Below are 21,765 nucleotides of genomic sequence, written 5' to 3'. Positions count from 1 at the left end.
GGGGCGCTTGCCGGGCATGACGCTCGGCAGGCGGCTTGCGCCGTATGTGTTCCTCGCGCCGGCGCTGGTCCTCGGGACGGTGTTCTTCGTCCTGCCGCTCGTTCTGTCGCTGGGCCTGAGCTTTGCAACCTGGAACTCGCTTGCCCCACCGCGCTTTGCGGGGCTTGCGAACTATCGCTACCTCCTGACGCGCGATCCCCTGTTCTACGCCTCGCTACGCAACACGGCCGTGTTCGTCGGCGCGACGATCGCCGTCGGCGTGCCGCTGGCGCTGGCGCTCGCCCTCGCCTTCCGCCGGAGCCGGCTGAAGCGTCTTTGGCGCAGTGCATTCTGGCTGCCGACCGTCACCAACGTCGTGGCGGTCGCCTATATCTGGCAGTTCCTTTTGGCCGACCCGTATGGACTGGTGAATCGGCTCCTTGCGTTCATCGGCATCGCAGGTCCCGCCTGGCTCGCCGATCCGGCCTTCGCGATGTCCGCGCTCGTGGTCGTCTTCGTCTGGTTCCACGTCGGACAGGACATGATGCTTCTCGCTTCCGGGCTCGACGGGATCGACGAGGCTTGCGAGGAGGCCGCCGAGATGGACGGTGCCGGTCCGCTGCGGGTGTTCTGGTACGTGACCCTGCCGCTCCTGAAGCCGACGATCCTCCTCGTCGCAATGACCAACATGATCAAGGGCGTCGGCTACTTCGCGCTGATGCTGGTTCTGACCGGCGGCGGCCCCGTCAACTCCACGCATGTCGCGGCGCTCCACATCTACACCATGGCCTTCTCGGACCTGCGTCTCGGGCTCGCCTCGGCGGGCGCCTACATCCTCCTCGTGATCGTCTTTGCGATCGCGCTCCTCCAGCTGCGGCTCATGCGCCGGGGCGGGCTGGAAGCCTGGTGAGCGGAGCTGCGACGCCGGCGCGCGTGCGGCGCCATCCCATCTGGCGCCTCGCGGCCATCGCCGTCCTGACACTCGGCGCCCTCGCCATGGTGGTGCCGTTCGCCGATCTCTTCCTCGGCGCCCTGCGCACGCCGGCCGAACGGCTGATGCGCCCTCCTCCCTATCTTCCGGCGACGCCCGTCTGGCGCAACTTCACCGATGTGTTCTCGCGCTACCCGCTGGCGCTGTGGATCTTCAACAGCACCCTCACCACGGTCTCGATCACGCTCCTGCAGGTCGCTACCAGCGTTACCGCAGGCTATGCGCTCGCCAAGTTCCGCTTCCGCGGGCGCGACGCGATCCTGCGCTTCGTGATCGTCGCGCAGCTCTTTCCGTTCTTCCTGTTCCTGATCCCGCTCGTCTTCATCCTGCGCTACTGGCCGCTCCTGGGAGGCAATGACCTCTTCGGCCAGGGCGGGACGGGGCTTCTCGGCACCTATGCGGCGTTGATCCTGCCTTTCTCCGTCTCGTGGTACGGCATCTTCCTGATGCGCCAGTTCATGATCGGCGTGCCGGACGACCTTCTCGAGGCCGCCCGCATGGACGGGGCCGGCGAATGGCGCATCCTCTGGTCGATCGTGCTGCCGATCGTGCGCCCGGCCGCCGCCACGCTCGCGCTCTTCGTGTTCGTCTACCACTGGAACGAGGTGGCCTGGACGCTGACCGTCACGCAGAGCGCACCGGAACTCCAGACCGCGCCCATCGGCATCTACATGGTTCGGGGCGCCTTCGACACCGAAAGCCAGCTGTCGCTGCAGCAGGCGATGATCCTCGTGACCATCGCCCCGGTGATCGTCGCCTTTCTCCTTCTTCAGCGCTTCTACGTCAGCGCCCTGACCGGCTCGCCGGCGCGCACCCGCTAGCGTCCGTCCGCTTCGAGGCTCCAGGCGACATGCAGGGCTTCGGGCTCGCGATACAGGGGATAGAGCGGCCCGACCGCGCGATCGACCGCTGCCGTATCGAGAAGAGGCTGGCGACCGCCGAGCCGCTCCAAAGCCTCCGGCGTCAGGCGGACGGGCTGGAGCGTGTCGCTTTGCGCGCCGAACCGGATGAGATCGCTCCCCGCCTCCATCAGCCGGCGCGCGTTGCGCTCGCCGATCCGGTAGTAGCTCATCGTCTCGACTTCGAGACCGGGCACGATCACCTTGGCGACCCCGACGCTCGCATCGCGAGGCGAGCCGTCCACGACCAGAACGTCGAAGCCTGCGGCCTCCAGCGCTTCCGCCGCAAAACGCCCGCGTTCGCGACTTGTGGGCAGAGGGTGGGCCGGCAGCTCGCGGAACGCCTTGGTTGCGCGGCGCGAGAAGACCGACCCGTCGAGTTCGGCCTTGAGGTCTGACACCTCGCGCGCCGACCAGTCCCGCATGGCGGTGAAGGCCCGGCTCTCGCCGCCGACGAGGCTCGGCATGGCCTGCGCGAGGAAGTCCTCGATAAAGCTCTCGGGCGCCACGCGGCGCGGCTCGCTCATCGGCCCATGGGCGTAGCTCTTGCGCACGCGCGCCGAACAGAACTCCAGGAGCGCCTTGCGCAGCGCCGTCGCGCGGTCGGGATCGCAAGCCTCGCCGCAGGCCGACAGCATGATCGGCGTGCGCGGCCCGAAGCCCGGCCGGTCGAAGCCCACGACATAGACATTGGCGAGGCCGAACGCGTCGCTCGCGAACTTCGGGATCACCTCGATCCCCGCTGCGTCGAGATGCTTGAGAAGATCCCGGGTCGGCGAGTCGAGATCGGCCGGGTCGAGGTCGAGCACGATCCCCTTGTCCAGCGCGCGAAAGCCGAGCCCGTTGCCGTCGCGCTGAAGAAGCTCGAGGAGGCCGTGCCCGACGGCCCAGTCGAGATCGGGACCGGCGCCCAAGCCGTTGGTAATCAAGGTCGTGAACGGCTGGTAGCCATCGGGGAGTTCGAAATAGTCCGTCGCCGCGACGTCCATGGGAACGAGCACCCGCTCGCCGGTGCGTCGCCGCCTCGCCTCGATCCAGGCGAGTGGCGTGTCGTGGGTGACCGGACTGCCGGCCGGCAGGCACAGTGTCAGGGGATCGACGATGCCTGCCGCGCCGCGCTCGGCCTTCAGGCTTCGGTAGCTACCGATCCAGCGCGGCTCCTCGATCAGGCGCAGCGTCGGCAGGATCGCTTCGGCGATCTCGGCAAACGCCCCGATCAATGCCGTGTCGTCGTCGAACCCGTATCCGTAGCCCGACGGCAGGTTGCCCGGAAGCGCCGCCCCATCGTCGAGGAACAGCGCGACTTTCCAGGCGCGCACGCCGGTCCGGTCGAGATCGTGCAGTGGAAATCCGACGAAGCGCCCCGGCGGTAACGCATCCTGGTAGGCTCGCGCGGCGTCGGGGAGCGTTGGCAGACCCATCAGGCTCATCGGCAACTCCAGACTGGAGCAAAGCTCCGGCATTTCACAGAAGGGCCCAAAGCGAACCGGACTGCCCGATACCTAAGGCCCCCGCCCCGATTGGCGACAAGAGGGTTGTTGCGTGGATGTTTAGCCGCAGGGATGAGCGGGTTCGCTTGGCAGCACCTGCAGCCGAACGTCCGTATGCCGCTTAGGGGTTGAAGCGGACACTATGTCGGTGGCCTTTCCCACGAGAAGAAGCGCGCAGATGCCGAGCAACGAGCAATGGTCTGATCTGGAGCCGCTGATCGAAGCGTGCCGCGCGCATCCGAAGGTTCCGAGCCCGCCCATAGGTCAGACCCTCAAGGCCAGCCTTTGGCATCACCAACCAGAACGCTTTCGGTGGCTCATCATCGGGTTTGCCTTGCCGGCACGACGCAAAACTGACCGATGTCAGATCGTATAGAAGCGTGAAAGCCGCGCCAGCGCGCAGGATCACCCTTCAGCGGACCGGCACGGACGGGGAAGCATGGGAGCGTCGGCGACACGCCGCAACCGACGCGCCGCCGAAAATGAGCTGTGGGTCCGCGCAGGTGGCTATGCCGACTGGGGAATGATGTTGATCATGTCGTCTTCGGTTGGCTGCTTTGCAGGCTTCAGCGTCAGCGCCTGATCCGGCTCGACGGATCGCTTGCGGGTTCGCGGCTCCAGCATCACCGTCTCGCCCGTGTCCAACGACCGTGCGACCGCCTCGAGGACTTGCATATCGAGGAGCCCTTCCTCGCCGTCGGCTTCCGGGTGGCGGTCGTTGAGGATACAGTCGGAAAAGTATTCCGTTTCGTTGCCGAACTGCTCGACCGGGTCGAAGCGGTGCTCGGTCTCCCCATCCGCGGTCTTCTCGACATAGGCGATGCCGACCTTGGGCCCGAACATGAAGCAGGGCGAGGCGTGGATGCTGGCGTTCCGACCAACCAGGGTAAAGGATTCGGACGGGGCGGTGGCGTAGCTGACGGTGAACTGCGCCAGCCGCTCACCCGGGAAGCGCAGTGTCACTGCCACCGTGTCATGGAAGTTGAAGCCGCGGCTCGGCGTCTTGGTGCCGACCGCGTGGACGGAGATCGGCTCCTCCCCAAAGAGGTTGCGCACCGCGTTCAGGGGATAGGTGCCCATATCCGGCACCGGGCCGCCCCAGTATCCGTTGTGGCCACGTGAGTTCTCCTCGCGCACGTTCTGGGCGAAGGTCGAAGTGAAATAGCGGAGTTCGCCGAACTCGCCCTTGCGGGCTCGTGTGATCATCTCGACCGTACCCGGCTCGTGGTGGAGGCGGTAGGCAATCATCAGTTTTGCGCCGCCCCTGCGCTGCGCAAGAAGGATCGCCTCGGCCTCCTCGACGCTGGAGGCCATCGGCTTCTCGAGCAAAACGTGGATGCCCGCTTCAAGCGCAGGGACTGCGTGGTCGCGGTGGAGGAAGTTCGGCGTCGCGACGTAGACTGCGTCGATCTCGCCGGACGCCAGCAGTTCACCGTACTGCTCGTAACTCCAGGCCTTGATGCCGTACTGCCCTGCCAGCTTTTCGGCCTTTACGGGGTCTCCCGTCACGAGCGCCGCGAGTTCCGAGTTGCCCGTGCGCCCGATGCCGGGCATGAACGCCTGCTGCGAGATCTGTCCCCCGCCGACCACAGCGTAACGGACCTTCTTCCTGCTTCCGAACATCATGCCTTCCTGTGTCTCGTCGCGATCGCTTCGCGTCGAGGTCGGAAGGTATGAGAGGTCCAGATGTTCCCCTACGCAGATGCGCGGCAGCGTCACTACCCTATGCGAAGTCTAGCGCGAGCATATTCCATAGCGATAATTACGGACCGCTATCGACCCATCTCTGCCGTTCGATGTTCTACCGACCGTTCCCAAAAGCAGTCTTTGAATCTTCGTGACCTTTCGATCAGCCGCCGCCATGCTACAAATTGAGGTATCAACGCGGTATCGCGAAGATTTCGAACGGATGCGGTACGCCCGCGTCCGGTGCCACTATGTCATGATAAGTTGCAGTTGTGGTAACGACCCAAGCCGACACCGCCAGATCCAAGTGGACCACTGTGCGAATTGTATCGAACCTGTCGTTCTGGACACCATCCGGTTGGGCCGCCCCAACTGCATCATCACCTCCGTAACAGCGGACTCATATTTGCATGTCTGGTCAACCAGCACGACCGACAGTAGTGCATGGTTTTTGACTTGGCGACCGTCCGCCCTCCCATACATTTTTTCGCTTCACTCCAAGGATCATCAGTAGAAGAGTCCAGATCAAAACGGCTCGAATTTTCAAAGACAAATCAGCCGGAGCCAGACATGAGGCCCGGCGAGCGAAGCGGCATGAGCGCGTTCGCTGATCCAGCACTTAACCCCTTTTTGAGTGTGTCGCATCGAGAAGGCAAACCGACCAACCAGGGGCACCCCATGAAACTTAGCAGGACGGGATAATGCGACGGATGATTGAACATATGTTTTTTGTGTTGACCTAAAGTTCCAGAAACGGCATTCTGCTGATGGTAGGAAATGCGCTTGAATTGCCGCGATCGACGGCAGGGCCGCTTGCACTTTACGTCTATGGGAGGATGGATGGTTGAGATCGTCGACCACGCTGGCCGGCCGGTGAAGCACGGTCGTGCGCGGGTGAACGGCATCCGCATGCACTACGTGACGGCTGGTGAGGGCCCTGCGCTCCTCCTGATGCACGGCACGCCGAAGACCCACTACTACTGGGCCAAGCTGATGCCGCTCCTGACGGAGCACTTCACGGTGGTGGCGCCCGACCTGCGCGGTTTCGGCTACACCGACAAGCCGCCCGTCGAGGAGGGCTACGACAGCCTGACCAACGCCAACGACATGGCGGAGCTGATGACGCAGCTCGGCCATCACGAGTTCCACCTCCACGGCGAGGACCGTGGTGCCGAGTTCGCCTATGTGCTCGCCGCCACGCAGCGTGACCGGGTGAAGACGCTCTCCTTCTGCGAGATGCTCCTCTCGGGCGAGGGGCTCGAGGAGTGGTCGAACTTCACGCCGGACAACATTTCCGCCCAGTATCGCCAGCAGGGCGTCTGGGTCTGGCACATCCCCTTCTTCTGGATCCCTCACCTGCCAGAGATGCTGATCCAGGGCCGCGAGCGCGAGTTCTGGGAGTTCTGGATCAAGGCCGAGACCTGGAACCCGACTGCGATCTCCGACGAGGCGATCTCGGAATGGATCGCCCGCCTGTCGGCACCCGGTGGCCTGCGGGGCTGCCTCGAGACCTACCGCGCCGGTCTCAAGAACGGGCGCATCAACAAGGAGCTGAAGCAGCGGAAGCTGACGCTCCCGATCATGACGGTCGGCGCGCCCGAGTTCTTCGGGCCCCTGGTGCGCGACCAGATGCTCAAAGTCTCCGAGGGCGTCGAGCGCTCCGAGGTCTTCGAGGAGTGCGGCCACAGCCTCGCCTGGGAGGCCGAGGAGCGTCTCGCCACCATGCTGCGCGAGTTCATGCTGAATCGCGCCTGACCTGATCGGCGCGCCCGGGAGGAACCGGCGCGCCCCCGACACCAAAAACTGATCTTCTGGGAGGAAATCCATGCGCCTGTTCCAGTGCGCGGCCTTTGGCGCCGCCGTCATGCTCCTGTCCGGCTCGGCACTTGCCACCGGCGCCTTTGCCGCCGACAACATCGCGGCCGATCTCGACCAGCCCCTCTGGTATCAGGCGCCGAGCGAGAAGACGCTCGAGCTCGCCAAGATCGACGATCTCTCCTCGACCGTCGTCAGCGACGGCCAGCGCGGTGAGAAGGGCGTTCTCGGCTCCTCGATCCAGCTGACGCCCGAACAGATCGACAAGGTGAAGGCCGGCAAGTTCAAGGTCGCGATCTCGCTCGGCTGGCTCGGCGACGACTGGGCGTCGGAGCAGCTGAACGGCCTCAAGGAGACCTTCGCCTCGCTCGGCATCGAGGTCGTGGCCGAGACCAACGCCAACTGGGACGACGCCAAGCAGATCTCCGACCTCGATTCCATCGCGGTCCTGAAGCCGGACCTCCTCGTCTCGATCCCGCTGAACGGCCAGACCACGGCGGCCGCCTACAAGCGCATCGCCGATGCCGGCACGAAGGTCGTCTTCATCGACCAGGCGGTCGACGGCATGGATCCGGGCAAGGACTACGTCTCGATCGTCTCGTCCGACAACCTCGCGCTCGGCATGTACATCGCCGACGAACTCGCCCGCGCCATCGGCGGCAAGGGCGATGTCGCGGCCATGTATTTCGCCAACGACTTCTACGTCACCAACCTGCGCTACGAGGGCTTCGTCGCCCGCCTGATGGCGAAGTATCCCGACGTGAAGCTCGTCGCCGCTGCCGGCCACGACGATCCGAACAAGGGCCAGGAGGTGGCGCAGGCGCTGCTCGCCCGCTACCCCAACCTCAACGGCCTCTACGGTTCCTGGAGCATTCCGGCCATGGGCGCGGCGACCGCCGCCCAGATCGCCGGCCTGTCGCCGGAGAACTTCAAGATCGTCTGCGAGAACTTCGACCAGATCGTCGCCGCCAACATGGCGGGCAAGGGCTTCATCGCCGGCATCTCCTCGCAGCGCCCCTACGACCAGGGCGCGGCCGAGGCCAAGGTCGGCGCCCTCGCGCTGATCGGCGAGAGCACACCGCCCTACGTCGTCGTGCCGCCGCTGGCCGTCAACCGCGAGAACCTGCCGGCGTCCTACAAGACGATCTACCGCCACGACCTGCCGGCCGAGATGTCGGCTGCCCTGTCCAACTGACGAGCCGGCGGAAGCGGCGTCCGGCCGCTTCCGCCGTCTTGCCCAAAGCCGCCGTTCGCTGCGCATCGAGGAGCCAGAGGGCATGCAGGACGCGACCATCCTTGAGATGCGGGACATGGAGAAGTCGTTCAACGGCATCCCGGTCCTCAAGAAGGCGCAGTTCGAGCTGCGTCGCGGCGAGATCCACGCCCTGATGGGCGGCAATGGCGCCGGCAAGTCGACGCTGATGAAGATCCTGACCGGCGTCTACACCCGCGATGCCGGGACGCTGACGCTCGAAGGCCGCGAGCTGAACTTCCAGACTCCGCTGGAGGCCGAGGCGGCCGGCGTCGCGATGATCTTCCAGGAGCTGAGCCTCGTGCCGACGCTCACCGTCGCGCAGAACATCTTCCTCCACCGCGAGCCGCGCCGCGCCGGCGGCCTCCTCGACGACGGCGCCGCGCGCCGGCGCGCGGCCGAGATCCTGAAGGACCTCGGCGAGGACATCGACCCGCGCACGCCCGTCGAGCTCCTGTCGACCGGCGCGCGCCAGATGGTGGAGATCGCCAAGGCGCTGTCGAAGAACGCGCGCGTCCTCATCATGGACGAGCCGACCTCCTCGCTCTCCGAGACCGAGACGCAGTCGCTCTTCCGTATCGCCCGGCGCCTGAAGGAAAGCGGCATCTCGATCGTCTACATCTCGCATCGCATGTCGGAGATCTTCACGATCTGCGACCGCGTGACCGTGATGCGCGACGGCCAGACGGTGCTGACCGACGACTGCCGCAATGTTGGCATGGACGGGCTGATCGAGGCGATGCTGGGCTCCGGCTCGGTCGCCTCGCTGACCTATCGCGAGCGCGTGCGCGATCCGAACGCGGCGCCCGTCCTCGAGGTGGACGGCCTCGATGTCGGCAACCGGGTGCGCGGCGCGAGTTTCTCGGTCGCGGCCGGCGAGATCGTCGGCCTCGCGGGCCTCATGGGTTCGGGCCGCACCGAGATCGCGGAAGCGATCTTCGGCGTGCGCCCGATCGGGGCCGGAAGCGTCAAGATCGACGGCAAGCCCGTGACGTCCACCGCCGAGGCGATGGCAGCCGGCGTCGCGCTGGTGCCGGAGGACCGCCGCCGGCAGGGCCTCGTTCTCGAGCACACGGTCCACGACAATTTCATGCTGCCGAGCCTTCGTCGCTTCGGGCGCGGCCTCTTCGTGCGCGACCGCGAGGCGGCGAACGAGGGCGAGGCGGTGGTGCGCGATCTCAAGATCCGCACCGACGGCCTCGGCAAGGTCGTGCGGCTCCTGTCGGGCGGCAACCAGCAGAAGGTCGTGCTGGCGAAATGGCTCGCCCGCAACCCGCGCCTCCTGATCCTCGACGAGCCGACGGTCGGCGTCGACATCGGCGCCAAGGCCGACATCGTCGCGATCGTGCGCGCGATCGCCGACAAGGGCACGGCCGTCGTCGTCATCTCCTCGGAATTCGAGGAGCTTCTCGCCCTCAGCGACCGCCTCGTCGTCCTGCACGACGGCGCCGTCGTTCGAACCATGGAACGCCGCGACATCGCATCGGAGGAGGTGCTGCACCATGCAGTCCAAGGCTAACGCATCAGCGACCCCGGCCGCAGCCGCCACCAAACCGGCGGTCCGGCGCTCGACGATCCAGTGGAGCGACTTCGTCGTCTACTTCTTCTTCGCGGCCGTCCTGCTCTTCTTCGCCGCCACGATCGGTGACAAGGGCTTCCTCACCACCGCCAACCTCTTCAACATCACCCGCACGACCTCGATGATCGCGGTCATGGCGATCGCGATGACCTTCGTCATCGCGGCCGGCGAGCTCGACCTCTCGATCGGCTCGACGGCGGCGCTCTCGGCGCTCGTCGCGGCCCTCGTGATGCAGGCGGGTTTCGGCATCGTCGGCGGCGTCGTGGCGGCGATCCTTGCGGGCCTCGCGGTCGGGGCGATCAACGGCTTCTTCGTAACCGTCGTCAACATCCCCTCGTTCCTCGTCACGCTCGGCATGATGCAGTTCGTGCGCGGCCTCGACATGCGCCTGACCTACACCAAGCCCGTGGCGATCTCCGACACCACCTTCACCGGCATCTTCGGCTCCGGCAACGTGGCGGGCATCCCCTCGCTCTTCCTCTGGTCGCTCGTGATCGCCGCCGTCGGCCACGTCGTCCTGCGCTACACGTCCTTCGGCCGGCAGGTGCTGGCGACCGGCGGCAACCGCGTGGCGGCGCAGTATTCGGGCGTTCCGGTCAAGCGTATCAAGCTCTACTGCTTCCTGATCTCGGGTGCGGCGGGCGCGGTGGCGGGCATGCTCTATTCCGGCATGATGCAGACGGCGCGCTACAACTTCGGCACCGGCGCCGAACTCGCCGCCATCGCGGCGGTGATCCTCGGCGGCACCTCGCTCTTCGGCGGCAAGGCGACGATCATCGGCACCTTCGTCGGCGCGCTCCTGATCGGCACGATCAACAACGGCCTCATCATCATGGGCCTCGACGTCAGCGAGCAGAACATGGTTGCCGGTGCGCTCATTGTTCTGGCTGTCGCATTCGGTCGAAAGCGAGCCTCCGCCTGACGCGAGTTCGTTGTTGATGATAATCCGTCAGTTCTCGCACACGCTCGGAACCAAGACGACCGACCACTCAACACCTGAGATGTTAAAAGTCTGCTTTTGATTCAGTCGGCACGGAAGAGGACAGACAGATTTCCACTCGGTCGCGCCGATCGGCGGCTCTGAAGCGGACGACCTGAAGCGGTTGGACGGGTTTCGACCCTTCGGAGACATCAAAGGCGTCAGACCCGGCTACCAGAAGCGGACATTCCTGGGTCTAGGGTACATCCGCTTCTGAGTTGGGGGTGTCCTACGTTGCGAACACGACGAGCAGGTCCTTGGCGTCGATCTGGTCGCCGGCCTTGACTTGGACGGCTTCCACCGTGCCGTCGGCCTCGGCGTGGAGCGCGGTCTCCATCTTCATCGCCTCGATGGACAGGAGGACATCGCCGGCCTTGACGCTCTGGCCGGGCCGCACGGCCAGCGTCGAGACGACGCCGGGCATCGGGGCCGCGACATGCGCCGCGTTGCCGGGTTCGGCCTTCGGGCGCGCGGCGCCCGAGCCCGAGCCCTTCGCGCGGTCCGGCACCTTGATGCGGCGCGGCTGGCCGTTCAGTTCGAAGAACACCGTCTTCTTGCCCTTCTCGTCCGTATCGGCCGAGCCGAGCGAGCGGATGACGAGCGTCTTGCCGGGCTCGAGGTCGACGAGGATCTCCTCCTCCGTCTCGATGCCGTAGAAGTAGTTCGGCGTCGGCAGCGTCGAGACCGGACCGTAGGTGTCGGCGGCAACAGCGAAGTCGGTGAAGACCTTCGGATACATGAGGTAGGAGGCAAATTCCTGGTCGCTCACCTTGCGGCCGAGCTTCTCCTCGACCTTGGCGCGTTCGGCGTCGAGGTCGGCGTCGGGGATCAGCGATCCCGGGCGCTCGGTGATCGGCGCCTCGCCCTTCAGGGCCTTGCGCTGCAGCCCTTCCGGCCAGCCGCCGGGGGGCTGGCCGAGATCGCCGTGCAGCATGGAGACGACCGATTCCGGGAAGGCGATGTCGCGCGAGGGGTTCTGGACGTCAGTGACGGACAGGTCCTGCGCCACCATCATCAGCGCCATGTCGCCGACGACCTTGGAGGACGGCGTCACCTTCACGATGTCGCCGAACATCAGGTTCGCCTCGGAATAGGCTTTCGCCACCTCGTGCCAGCGCGTGTCGAGGCCGAGCGAGCGGGCCTGTTCCTTCAAGTTGGTGAACTGGCCGCCCGGCATCTCATGGAGATAGACTTCCGACGCCGGCCCCTTCAGGTCGCTCTCGAAGGCGGCATACTGGTTGCGCACGGCCTCCCAGTAGAAGGAGATGCGACGGATCGCGTCCTGGTCGAGGCCGGGGTCGCGCTCCGACCCCTTCAGCGCCTCGTTGAGCGAACCGAGGCAGGCCTGCGACGTGTTGCCGGACAAGGCGTCCATCGCCGCGTCCACCGCATCGACGCCGGCATCCACCGCCGCGAGGATCGTCGCGGCTGCGATGCCGGACGTGTCGTGCGTGTGGAGGTGGATCGGGATGCCCACCTCCTCCTTCAGCGTCCTGATCAGCGTGCGGGCCGCCGCCGGCTTCAGGAGGCCCGCCATGTCCTTCACGCCGAGGATGTGCGCGCCCGCGCGCTCCATCTCCTTGGCGAGGCTGACGTAGTACTTGAGGTCGTACTTCGAGCGGGCGGGGTCGAACAGATCGCCCGTGTAGCAGATCGCGCCTTCGCACAGCTTGCCGGACTCGATCACCGCGTCGATCGAGACGCGCATGTTCTCGACCCAGTTGAGGCAGTCGAAGACGCGGAAGAGATCGACGCCGCCGCTTGCGGCCTCCGCGACGAAGCGCTTCACGACGTTGTCGGGATAGTTGGTGTAGCCGACGCCGTTGGAGCCGCGCAGCAGCATCTGGAGAAGGATGTTCGGCGCCTTTTCGCGGATCGCGCTAAGGCGCTCCCACGGGTCCTCGGTCAGGAAGCGCATGGCGACGTCGAAGGTCGCTCCGCCCCAGCACTCGAGCGAGAGGAGCTGCGGCAACGCTCTGGCGTAGGCATCCGCGATGCCGACAATGTCGTGGGTGCGCACGCGGGTCGCGAGCAGCGACTGGTGGCCGTCGCGCATCGTCGTGTCGGTGACGAGCACCTCGCGCTGCCGGAGCATCCAGTCGGCAAAGCCCTTAGGCCCCAGTTCCTCCAGCCGCTGGCGCGAGCCGGGCTGGACGGGCTTGTCGAAGCGGGGTGCAACGGGCTTGCGGGCGTCGGCCGGCGGCTTCGGGCGACCGCGCGTCTCGGGGTGGCCGTTGACGGTGACGTCGGCGAGATAGGTCAGGAGCTTCGTCGCGCGGTCCCGGCGCTTCACCTGCGCGAAGAGCTCGGGCGTCGTGTCGATGAAGCGCGTCGTGTACGAGTTGTCGGCGAAGGCCGGGTGCGTGATGATCGCTTCGAGGAAGGTGAGGTTGGTCGCGACGCCCCGGATGCGGAACTCGCGCAGCGCGCGGTGCATGCGCGCGATCGCCTCCTCCGGGCTCGGCGCCCAGGCCGTCACCTTTTCCAGAAGCGGGTCGTAGAAGCGGGTGATGACCGCGCCCGAATAGGCCGTGCCGCCGTCGAGCCGGATGCCGAAGCCCGTCGCGCCGCGATAGGCGGTGATGCGGCCGTAGTCGGGGATGAAGTTCTGCTCGGGGTCTTCCGTCGTGATGCGGCACTGGAGGGCGTGGCCGTTGAGGCGGATGTCCTCCTGCCGGGGAACACCCGATTCCGGCGTGCCGATCGCATGCCCGTCGAGGATGTGGATCTGCGCCTTCACGATGTCGATGCCCGTCACCTGCTCGGTGACGGTGTGCTCGACCTGGATGCGCGGGTTCACCTCGATGAAGTAGAAGGCGCCGGTGTCGGCATCCATCAGGAACTCGACGGTGCCGGCACCCACGTAGTTCGTCGCCGCGCAGATGGCGCGCGCGTAGGACGCGAGCTCGCGCCGCTTCGTGTCATCAAGATAAGGGGCCGGCGCGCGCTCCACGACCTTCTGGTTGCGCCGCTGGATCGAGCAGTCGCGCTCGAAGAGATCGACCACCGTCCCGTGCGTGTCGCCGAGGATCTGCACCTCGACGTGGCGCGCGCGTTCGACGAGCTTTTCGAGATAGACCTCGTCCTTGCCGAAGGCGGCCTTGGCCTCGCGCTTGGCCTCGGCCACCTCGCGCGCGAGGTCCTCCGGTTTGCGGATGGCGCGCATGCCGCGCCCGCCGCCGCCCCATGAGGCTTTCAGCATCACGGGATAGCCGACCGTCTCGGCGAGACGCTTGACCTCCTCCATGTCGTCGGGCAGCGGATCGGTCGCGGGCACCACCGGCACGCCGACTTGCGTCGCGAGGTTGCGCGCGGCGACCTTGTTGCCGAGGCGGCGCATCGTGTCGGCCGTCGGGCCGATGAAGGTGATGCCGGCCTGCGCGCAGGCATCGACGAATTCCGGGCTCTCCGACAGAAGGCCGTAGCCCGGATGGATCGCGTCGGCCCCGGACTCCCTGGCGACCCGGATCACCTCCTCGATCGAGAGATATGATTCGATCGGTCCGAGGTCGCGGGACAGATGCGGCCCGCGGCCGACCTGGTAGCTCTCGTCCGCCTTGAACCGGTGGAGGGCGTACTTGTCCTCCTCCGCCCAGATCGCCACCGTCTTCAAGCCCAGCTCGTTCGCCGCGCGAAACACGCGGATCGCGATCTCGGACCGGTTGGCGACAAGGATCTTGGATATGGGCATCAGGAGCCGGACTTCGCCAGCAGCTCTTGGAAGACCATCTTGGCCTTGCCCGGATGCTTGACTGCGATCGCTTCCGGTTGGTTCACCGGCTCGCCTACCTTGATGAGCGCCACCATGCCCATGCCGTAGTGGGGCGTGCACTTCACACCGTAAAGACCTTCCTTGGAGACCGTCAGTCGGTACTCCTCGTTGAAGGCGCTCTTGAATGGGTCGACGCCTTCCGGGAGCATGCCTTTGATGGATTCGACGTCGTGTCCCTTGCTGGTCGGCTTGAAGACGATCACGTCGCCAGGCTTGGCCTCGATGTAATCGGGCTCGAACACCATCGCCCCCTTGGCGCCGGCATTCAGCATCTGAACCTCAATCTCGGCGGCATGCGCTGCGGTCGGGGCGAGTAGGATCAGAGCAGCGAGAACAGTCAGCTTCATCGTCGTGGACCTTCGTTTCTGGAAAACGGGCGCGTGGAGGCGTTGCCGGACGAGCCGACCCATGCAACCAGGGGACAGGAAAAACGGAAGCGGTCGCCGGACTCTCCCGGCGACCGCATGGGCGCCTTAGAGCTCGCCGCGGGACATGCGTCCGGCGATGTGGTCCGCCTGACGGAGCGCCAGGGACACGATCGTCAGCGTCGGGTTCTCGGCGGCGCCCGTGGTGAACTGCGATCCGTCCGACACGAACAGGTTCGGGATGTCGTGCGTCTGGCCGAAGCGGTTGACGACGCCGTCACGGGCGTTCTCGCTCATGCGGTTGGTGCCGAGGTTGTGGGTCGAAGGATAGGGCGGAGTGTGAATGCTACGGAGCGCACCTACGGCCTCGTAGATCGCCGAGCCCTGCTTGTAGGCATGGTTGCGCATCGCCGTGTCGTTCTCATGATCGTCGAAGTGCACGGACGCGACGGGCATGCCGAACTTGTCCTTCTCCTCGGCCAGCGTGATGCGGTTGGTCTCGCAGGGCATGTCCTCGCCCACGATCCAGAGGCCGGCGAGGTTCTGGTAGTTGTCCATCGCGTCCGCGAAGTCCCGGCCCCACTTCTGCGGGTCGAGGAACGCCGCCATGAACGGCAAGCCGAGCGAAAGGGTCTCGAACTCGTAGCCGCCGACGAAGCCGCGGGACGGGTCGTGCCTCGCTTCGTCGCGAACGATGCCGGCCATGGTGGTGCCGCGGTACATGTGGACGGGCTTGTCGAACACGCCGTAGACCGAGCCCGTGGTGTGGCGCATGTAATTGCGGCCGACTTGGCCGGACGAGTTGGCGAGCCCATCCGGGAACATTGAGGACTTCGAGTTCAGGAGCAGGCGCGGGCTCTCGATCGAGTTGCCTGCGACTGCCACCGCACGGGCCTTCTGCCGCTGCTCGACGCCCTGCGCGTCGGCGTAGACCACCGCCGTCACCTTGCCGCTCGCGTCGTGCTCGATGCGCAGCACATGGCTTTCGGGCCGAACCTCCAGGCGTCCCGTCGCCTCGCCCTTCGGGATCTCCGACACGAGCGTCGACCACTTGGCGCCGGACTTACAGCCCTGGAAGCAGAAGCCGATCTGGAGGCACGAACCGCGGTCGTCGCGCGGCTGCGAGTTGATCGCCATGTTGCCCGTGTGGACTTCCTTGTAACCGATCTTCTTGGCGCCCGCCTCCAGAACCTTGAAGTTGTTGTTGCCCGGCAGGCCGGGGATGCCGTTGGTGCGCGTCACGCCCATCCGGTCCTCTGCCTTGGCGTACCAGGGCTCCATCTCCTTCAGGTCGATCGGCCAGTCGAGGAGGTTGGCGTCCTTGACCTCGCCGTAGTGGGTGCGGGTCTTGAACTCGTGCTCCTGGAACCGCAGCGACGCGCCGGCCCAGTGGACCGTCGAGCCGCCGACCGACTTCACGATCCAGGCCGGGAGGTTCGGGAAGGTCCGGGCAATGTCCCAGGAACCGGACGTCATGCGCTTGTCGCCCCAGGCGAGCTGGGCGAACGAGTCCCATTCGTCGTTGATGAAGTCCCAGGTCTCGTGACGCTTCCCTGCCTCGAGGACGACGACGTCGATCCCCTTCATGGCGAGCTCGGCGCCCAGCGTTCCGCCGCCGGCGCCGGAGCCGACGATGACGAACACGCTGTCGTCGTTCAGTTCATAGGGTGCGGGCATGGCTTCTTCTCCCATCCGGCATCGACCACGCCCGCCTCCCTGCGGGTGCTCGCGGTCGCCGGCTCAAACGGTGTTGCAGGTTCGGGCTGCGCGCGCCGGCGCGATCAGGCAAGCCAGTCGATGTCGTCGAACCCGCGCTCGAGGTAGCCGCCCTTGTCGTAGGAGGCGCCCTCGTAGCCGAAGATCGGCCAGAGTTCCTTTTGGTTGTAGAGACCGACCACGAGGTTGCCGCGCACCTTCTGGAAGAAGGCGGTGTCCTCCATGACCTTCAGGAGCTCGACACGGTCGGCCTCGCTCTCGACCTTGGCATAGGGCTTGCCGAAGCGGTCGGCGGCGGCCTGGTTCAGGCTTCCCATGCCGCTCTCGAGAAGGTCGCGCTCGGCCGGAAGCGCGCGGGCGGCCTCGTCGAGGATCTGCACGGCGGTCGCGTAGAAGCGATCCTCGATCTTGTCGTGGGGGTAGCAATCCCGCGACATCTGCACGAGGGACGCGAAGGTCTCGGGCTCGGTGGCCTGGGGCATCTGGGCAAAGGCCCGGCCGGTCACGAGGCCGCTCGGCATCACCGTCATCGCGATGATGCCGGAGGCCGCACTTTTGAGGAAACGTCGGCGCGACAGGTCGTTCGCCGACGAGGTCGATCTCGTCATCGTTCAGTCCTCCCGTTAGGGCGCCGCGACGTGCCTCCCAGCACCGGCGCCAGAGTTGCAGTGCTAGACGGTCACTTGAAGCGCCAGGAGCGCTCGAGAACCTCGATCTTGTAGCCGTCGGGATCCTCGATGAAGAAGAAGTTCGCCGCCCCGCCGCCCGGGGCGTTCAACGTCTTCAGGTCCTTCGGCGAAAGCCCGGCATCGAGAAGGCGCTGGTGTTCGGCCTTCAGATCGGCCACGGAAACGGCCAGATGCCCATAGCCGTTGCCGAGGTCGTAGGGTGTCTCGGTTCCCTTGTTGACCGTGAGCTCCAGTTCGAAATCGCTTCCCGCGTTCCGCATGTAGATGAGCGTGAAGCTGTCGAACTCGATGCGATCGGCCACCTCGAGATCGAACGCCTGCTTGTAGAAATCGACCGAACGCGCCTCGTCGAGGACACGGATCATCGAATGAATGAGTTTGGCCAAGCCTCTCTCCCAGAATGCTTTTTCATCGCCTTGCCGACATGGATGAGAGCTTAGAGTGATTACAGAGACGGATGGTAGTAAAGGGGTAGGACAGACGGCGAAGCGGGTAAAAAATCCTGTGTGGACCTCGTGTTGAGACGGGTTGTCGCAGCGACCACCGAGTCGTCAGAGTGCCGGAGTCGCGGCCGCCTTACGCCACCGGAGCAGCTTGCTGGTGCGCCCGATCCCAGGGTTCAGGCAATTGCACGGATCAAGGCTGCGATAGTGCCGCTCCAGAACGGGGTCGGCCTTGTAGAGATGCCCGACATTGTGCTCCGCGGGATAGCGAGCCCGGCGCGTGTCCAGCAGCGCCAGCATCCTTCCCTTCACGGCGTGCCAGTCCGCTCCCTCCCGCAGGAGGTAGTCCTGATGGAAGACGTGGCAGAAGAAGTGGCCATAGTAGAGCTTGTGGACGATCTCGCCCTCGATCTCTGACGGCAGGCGCTCCGTCCAGTCACGCTCGTTTCGCGGAAGCGCGATGTCGAGAGCCACCACACCGCCGCTGCGACATCCCTGCACGGCGTCGTAGCGGATCGCCGCTCCCGCGGTCGCGAAACGGTGAAGGAAGGCGGCGGAGCCCTCCTTGGCCGTGCATTCGAAGTGGTCGGTCTGCGGGTTCCGGTACCGATCGGCCAGAAGCTTGGCGAGAGCCATCGCCCCTTCGCCTGACACCTTGATCATCAGGTGGTGCTCGAAGCGGTCCCGGAAGGCGGTGAGCCTCGGCGGAAGATGAGACGGGAAGAGATGCGAGGCTGCCTGAAGCAGCCGATCCGACAGGTTGCGCGGCAGGAACGGGATCCGTTCGGCGAAGCTGTCGAAGCGGCTCTTCCACGAGAAGAGGGCCGGGAGACGCGCGGTGCCAAGGCGTCGAACGAGGAGGAAGGTGTCCTTGCCGTATCGCTCGGCGATCCGGAACGCATCGCGATGCATGTATTCCGCGGCGATCGGCAGCGGCATCGGGCTCGCCAGCATCTCGCGCCGCAACTCAGTGAGTTCGCCGGGGTCATTGGTGCCCAGGTAGAAGACCCGGGTGTCCCGTTCGGCCTCGAACGTGTCGAGACGGACCGCGAACACGATGAGACGTCCGGCCGAACCCGATGCCTCGAAGAGGCGACGGGGGTCCGCGTTGAAGCGGGCCGGCGTGTCGGCATTTACGTCGCGGACGTACTCGCCGTACTCCCCGTCCGAGGCCCGTCTGCCGGCTGGGTGGCCGACGGCGTCGGGCGGTACGTCGCCCCTGTCGAGCCGTTCGAGGATCTCGATCGGGGTCGTCCCGAGCGAGACGTCCAGATGGTTCACGAGCTCCAGCCGGCCGTCCTGCGTCACCCGAGCGAACAGGGCCTGCTCGGTGTAGGCCGGACCGCGCCGGATCAACGAGCCGCCGGAGTTGTTGCATACCCCGCCCATGACGGACGCGCCGAGGCACGATGACCCGATCACCGAATGCGGCTCGCGGCCCAGCGGCTTCAGCGCCTTCTCGAGCGTGTCGAGCGTCGTGCCGGGGAAGGCGAGAACCTGGCGCCCCCCGTCAAGCAGCAGGAGGGAGCGAAGGCGCAGCGTGCCGACCACGACGACGTCGCGATCGTAGTCGTCGCCGAAGGGCGTCGATCCGCCCGTAAGCCCGGTGTTCGCTGCCTGCATGACGACTACGGCACCGTGCTTGATGCACAGGGAAACGGTGCGCCACAGCTCGACGAGCGTGCCGGGCAACGCCACGGCGCTGGCGTGCCCGGCGCCGAAACGGTACCCCCGGACGTAGCGGCGCATGCGGGACGGCGACGTCAGGAGGTTGCGCTCGCCGACCACCGCGCGCAGTTCGTCGGCCAGTGCCGTCCCCGCTCGTGCTCCGCTTGTCCCGTTGTTGGAAACGGAAGTCTGGCGTGGGCGATCCAAAGCGGATGTCCGGTCGCTGGGGCTCGGAACGCCTCCCGCCGAGCGTTCGTAGATCGTCACAGGATGTACTTCTGGCTCTTGCGCGGCAGGACGACCGGGGCTGCGGCCTTCCTGCTTTCGCGAGCCCGGTTGGCCTCGTCCTCCAGCGCAAGGACCTCTTCCGGCTTCAGGTTGCTTCCCTGCTCCTTCGAGAGGAAGCCCTGGAGTTGCAGGTTCAGGTACCGAAGGCAGCACACGCGCAGGAACGACGTGAAATTCCCGAGGTCATGTCCCTCGTCGATCGACTCGTTGTACAACTGGTGGAGGAGCTGCGGGATGTTGAGATCGTCCTTCTCGGCGATCTCCTCGAGCACCGTCCAGAACATCTTCTCGAGGCGAACGCTCGTGACCATCCCGTCCATCCGGACGGATCGGGTCTGGCTTTCCCAAAGGTCCGCGCTCGCGCCTACGAACAACCTGCACATCCCGGCCTCCTCCCTGCCGTTCACTCCCGCTCGAACCATTGCGCGGTTTCCCGGTCGATGGGTAGTAGTCCGCTACGCAGTCAGATCGATCGGTTAGGCTTTTGCCACCACGTCGTTCGCCTTCGGCAACGGCAGCAATCTTCAGGAGTAAAGTCCAAAGCAGACGGACCGCTAACCACCGAGGCTGTATGGAAACGCCGTTCTGTGCTAACTTTCTGGTAGCGTTGGAGGGGTGGGATGAGCCGCTTCATCGAAGGCTGCGAGAGGCATCAGACCCTTCTTCTGGCGGATTGCGTCGAGGACTACGTCGGTGCGGAGAACCCAGTTCGAGTGATCGACGTCTTCGTCGACGAACTGGACCTCGCCTCGCTCGGCTTTGAAGGCGCGGCCGCGATGGGTCGGCCCGGCTATCATCCGGCGACGCTCCTGAAGCTCTACCTCTACGGATATCTGAACCAGGTGCAGTCGAGCCGGCGCCTGGAGCGCGAGGCGGGCCGCAATGTCGAGGTCATGTGGCTGACCGGCAAGCTTGCTCCCGACTTCAAGACGATCGCGGACTTCCGGGGCGACAACGGCGAAGCGATCCGCGCCACGTGCACGCAGTTCGTCGTCCTGTGCCGGGCGGTCGGGTTGATCGCGGGTGGCACGGTGGCGTGGACGGTAGCCGCTTTCGGGCTGTGAACACACGCGACAGGAACTACACGCCCAGTGCGATCCAGCGGCGCATCGAACAGGTCGAGGCCGGTATCGAGCGCTACCTCGCCAAGCTCGACACGGCGGATCGGCAGGAAGATGATGTCGCCGAGATGCCCACGACACGTCTGAACGAGCGGGTCGCGGCGCTCCGCCAGCAGATGCGTTCCCTTCAGATGATGGCCACACAGGTGGAGACGGCACCCGACCGTCAGGTCTCGCTGACCGATCCGGATGCGCGTGCCATGGCCACGCACGGCAAGGGCACGGGCCTTGTCGGCTACAACGTTCAGGTCGCCGTCGATACGGAGAGCCACATCGTCGTGGCGCACGAGGTCACCAATCTCGGCCACGACCGCACCCAGCTTGCGAACATGGGCCGCCAGGCGAAGGAGGCGGCCGGAGCATCCAGCGTCACCGTCCTGGCCGATCGCGGCTATTTCTCGGGTGGAGAGGTCCTCGCCTGCGAGGCACAGGACGTCGTTCCGATCTGTCCCAAGCCGTTCACGTCGAGCGGGCGCAAACTCGGGTACTTCGTGAAGGAGGACTTCCGCTACGAAGCCGATCGCGATCTCTACGTCTGCCCCGCCGGCCATGAACTGACACAGGCCAAGGCACGGGCGGGCCGCGAGACGGATATCTTCTTCTACCGGAATTCCAAGGCGTGCCGGGACTGCACGATACGGTCGCGATGCACGCCGGAGGCTGTCCGGCGCATCCGGCGCTGGGAGCACGAACGCATTCTGGATACCATGCAGCACCGGCTCGACCGCATGCCCGATGCTATGCGCATCCGTCGGCGAACCGTCGAGCACGTGTTCGGCACGATCAAGGACTGGATGGGGCGCAGCCACTTCAAGACGCGAAGGCTGCCGAACGTCGGCACTGAGATGAGCCTCCACGTTCTCGCCTACAACATGAAGCGGGCCATCGCCTTGCTCGGAACGCCGGGGCTCATGGCGGCAATGCGGGTAAGAAAGCCGATCGGCTTTGCCACGCTGACGTGCCTCCTGAAAAACGGACCGTTTTGAGCTGGAATTTTCCACTTATGATCCCGTGAGCGGGACGAGGAGAATTC

General features: G+C 65.7%; 16 protein-coding genes and 1 pseudogene. 8 read left to right on the top strand and 9 right to left on the bottom strand.

What is annotated here, in order from left to right:
* Positions 1 to 16: 16 nt before the first annotated feature.
* Both ACLNGM_RS09740 and ACLNGM_RS09735 read left to right on the top strand, forming a co-directional pair.
* Positions 17 to 889, top strand: coding sequence for a carbohydrate ABC transporter permease (locus ACLNGM_RS09740; protein ID WP_416358165.1), 873 nt, complete (start codon positions 17 to 19; stop codon positions 887 to 889).
* The gene (locus tag ACLNGM_RS09735) at positions 886 to 1,791 is read left to right on the top strand and encodes a carbohydrate ABC transporter permease (RefSeq protein ID WP_416358164.1); all 906 of its coding nucleotides are present in this window, start codon (positions 886 to 888) and stop codon (positions 1,789 to 1,791) included. The genes ACLNGM_RS09740 and ACLNGM_RS09735 overlap by 4 nt, the downstream gene beginning before the upstream one ends.
* Here ACLNGM_RS09735 and ACLNGM_RS09730 read toward each other — a convergent pair.
* Positions 1,788 to 3,299, bottom strand: a complete 1,512-nt coding sequence (locus tag ACLNGM_RS09730) for a YcaO-like family protein (protein WP_416358163.1) — start codon at positions 3,297 to 3,299, stop codon at positions 1,788 to 1,790. The two genes, ACLNGM_RS09735 and ACLNGM_RS09730, sit on opposite strands and share 4 nt — an antisense overlap.
* Before the next feature lie 202 nt (positions 3,300 to 3,501).
* Here ACLNGM_RS09730 and ACLNGM_RS09725 point away from each other — a divergent pair, with 202 nt between their 5' ends.
* Entirely contained in the window at positions 3,502 to 3,735 is a 234-nt protein-coding gene (locus ACLNGM_RS09725) for a hypothetical protein (protein ID WP_416358162.1), read from the top strand.
* A 131-nt stretch (positions 3,736 to 3,866) separates the two neighbouring features.
* Here ACLNGM_RS09725 and ACLNGM_RS09720 read toward each other — a convergent pair whose 3' ends face one another.
* The gene (locus tag ACLNGM_RS09720; protein WP_416358161.1) at positions 3,867 to 4,985 is read right to left on the bottom strand and encodes a Gfo/Idh/MocA family protein; all 1,119 of its coding nucleotides are present in this window, start codon (positions 4,983 to 4,985) and stop codon (positions 3,867 to 3,869) included.
* Between the two features lie 900 nt (positions 4,986 to 5,885).
* Here ACLNGM_RS09720 and ACLNGM_RS09715 point away from each other — a divergent pair.
* The 4 genes from ACLNGM_RS09715 (at position 5,886) to ACLNGM_RS09700 (ending at position 10,613) form a co-directional block, all read left to right on the top strand.
* The gene (locus ACLNGM_RS09715; RefSeq protein WP_416358160.1) at positions 5,886 to 6,800 is read left to right on the top strand and encodes an alpha/beta fold hydrolase; all 915 of its coding nucleotides are present in this window, start codon (positions 5,886 to 5,888) and stop codon (positions 6,798 to 6,800) included.
* A 70-nt stretch (positions 6,801 to 6,870) separates the two neighbouring features.
* The gene (locus ACLNGM_RS09710; RefSeq protein ID WP_416358159.1) at positions 6,871 to 8,055 is read left to right on the top strand and encodes a substrate-binding domain-containing protein; all 1,185 of its coding nucleotides are present in this window, start codon (positions 6,871 to 6,873) and stop codon (positions 8,053 to 8,055) included.
* Positions 8,056 to 8,137: 82 nt separating this feature from the next.
* Positions 8,138 to 9,631 carry a sugar ABC transporter ATP-binding protein gene (locus ACLNGM_RS09705; RefSeq protein ID WP_416358158.1) on the top strand — a complete coding sequence of 498 codons (1,494 nt, stop codon included), beginning with the start codon at positions 8,138 to 8,140 and terminating at the stop codon, positions 9,629 to 9,631.
* Entirely contained in the window at positions 9,615 to 10,613 is a 999-nt protein-coding gene (locus ACLNGM_RS09700) for an ABC transporter permease (RefSeq protein ID WP_416358157.1), read from the top strand. The genes ACLNGM_RS09705 and ACLNGM_RS09700 overlap by 17 nt, the downstream gene beginning before the upstream one ends.
* A 286-nt stretch (positions 10,614 to 10,899) precedes the next feature.
* On the opposite strand, the gene pyc is transcribed toward ACLNGM_RS09700, so the two are convergent.
* The 7 genes from pyc to ACLNGM_RS09665 all read right to left on the bottom strand — a co-directional run bounded on the left by pyc (position 10,900) and on the right by ACLNGM_RS09665 (position 19,994).
* A complete protein-coding gene (gene pyc, locus ACLNGM_RS09695) occupies positions 10,900 to 14,361 on the bottom strand; it encodes a pyruvate carboxylase (protein ID WP_416358156.1) in 3,462 nt (1,153 codons plus the stop codon).
* Entirely contained in the window at positions 14,361 to 14,789 is a 429-nt protein-coding gene (locus ACLNGM_RS09690; RefSeq protein WP_090966863.1) for a pseudoazurin, read from the bottom strand. Before ACLNGM_RS09690 ends, pyc begins: the two co-directional genes overlap by 1 nt.
* 126 nt (positions 14,790 to 14,915) lie before the next feature.
* Positions 14,916 to 16,484, bottom strand: a complete 1,569-nt coding sequence (locus ACLNGM_RS09685) for a GMC family oxidoreductase (protein ID WP_416358155.1) — start codon at positions 16,482 to 16,484, stop codon at positions 14,916 to 14,918.
* Between the two features lie 104 nt (positions 16,485 to 16,588).
* Positions 16,589 to 17,131 carry a gluconate 2-dehydrogenase subunit 3 family protein gene (locus ACLNGM_RS09680; RefSeq protein WP_416358154.1) on the bottom strand — a complete coding sequence of 181 codons (543 nt, stop codon included), beginning with the start codon at positions 17,129 to 17,131 and terminating at the stop codon, positions 16,589 to 16,591.
* A gap of 71 nt (positions 17,132 to 17,202) precedes the next feature.
* Positions 17,203 to 17,598, bottom strand: coding sequence for a VOC family protein (locus ACLNGM_RS09675; protein WP_090966869.1), 396 nt, complete (start codon positions 17,596 to 17,598; stop codon positions 17,203 to 17,205).
* A gap of 165 nt (positions 17,599 to 17,763) precedes the next feature.
* Positions 17,764 to 19,530, bottom strand: a complete 1,767-nt coding sequence (dld, locus tag ACLNGM_RS09670) for a D-lactate dehydrogenase (protein WP_416358153.1) — start codon at positions 19,528 to 19,530, stop codon at positions 17,764 to 17,766.
* A gap of 56 nt (positions 19,531 to 19,586) precedes the next feature.
* The gene (locus tag ACLNGM_RS09665) at positions 19,587 to 19,994 is read right to left on the bottom strand and encodes a ribbon-helix-helix domain-containing protein (RefSeq protein ID WP_416358152.1); all 408 of its coding nucleotides are present in this window, start codon (positions 19,992 to 19,994) and stop codon (positions 19,587 to 19,589) included.
* A 237-nt stretch (positions 19,995 to 20,231) separates the two neighbouring features.
* Here ACLNGM_RS09665 and ACLNGM_RS09660 point away from each other — a divergent pair.
* Positions 20,232 to 21,718 (top strand): annotated as a pseudogene (locus ACLNGM_RS09660) (IS1182 family transposase).
* The last annotated feature ends 47 nt before the right edge of the window (positions 21,719 to 21,765 follow it).

Origin of the sequence: Aureimonas phyllosphaerae (genome assembly GCF_047943035.1) — a bacterium.
Classification (GTDB): domain Bacteria; phylum Pseudomonadota; class Alphaproteobacteria; order Rhizobiales; family Rhizobiaceae; genus Aureimonas; species Aureimonas phyllosphaerae.
This window is presented reverse-complemented; position numbering and strand designations above follow the sequence as displayed.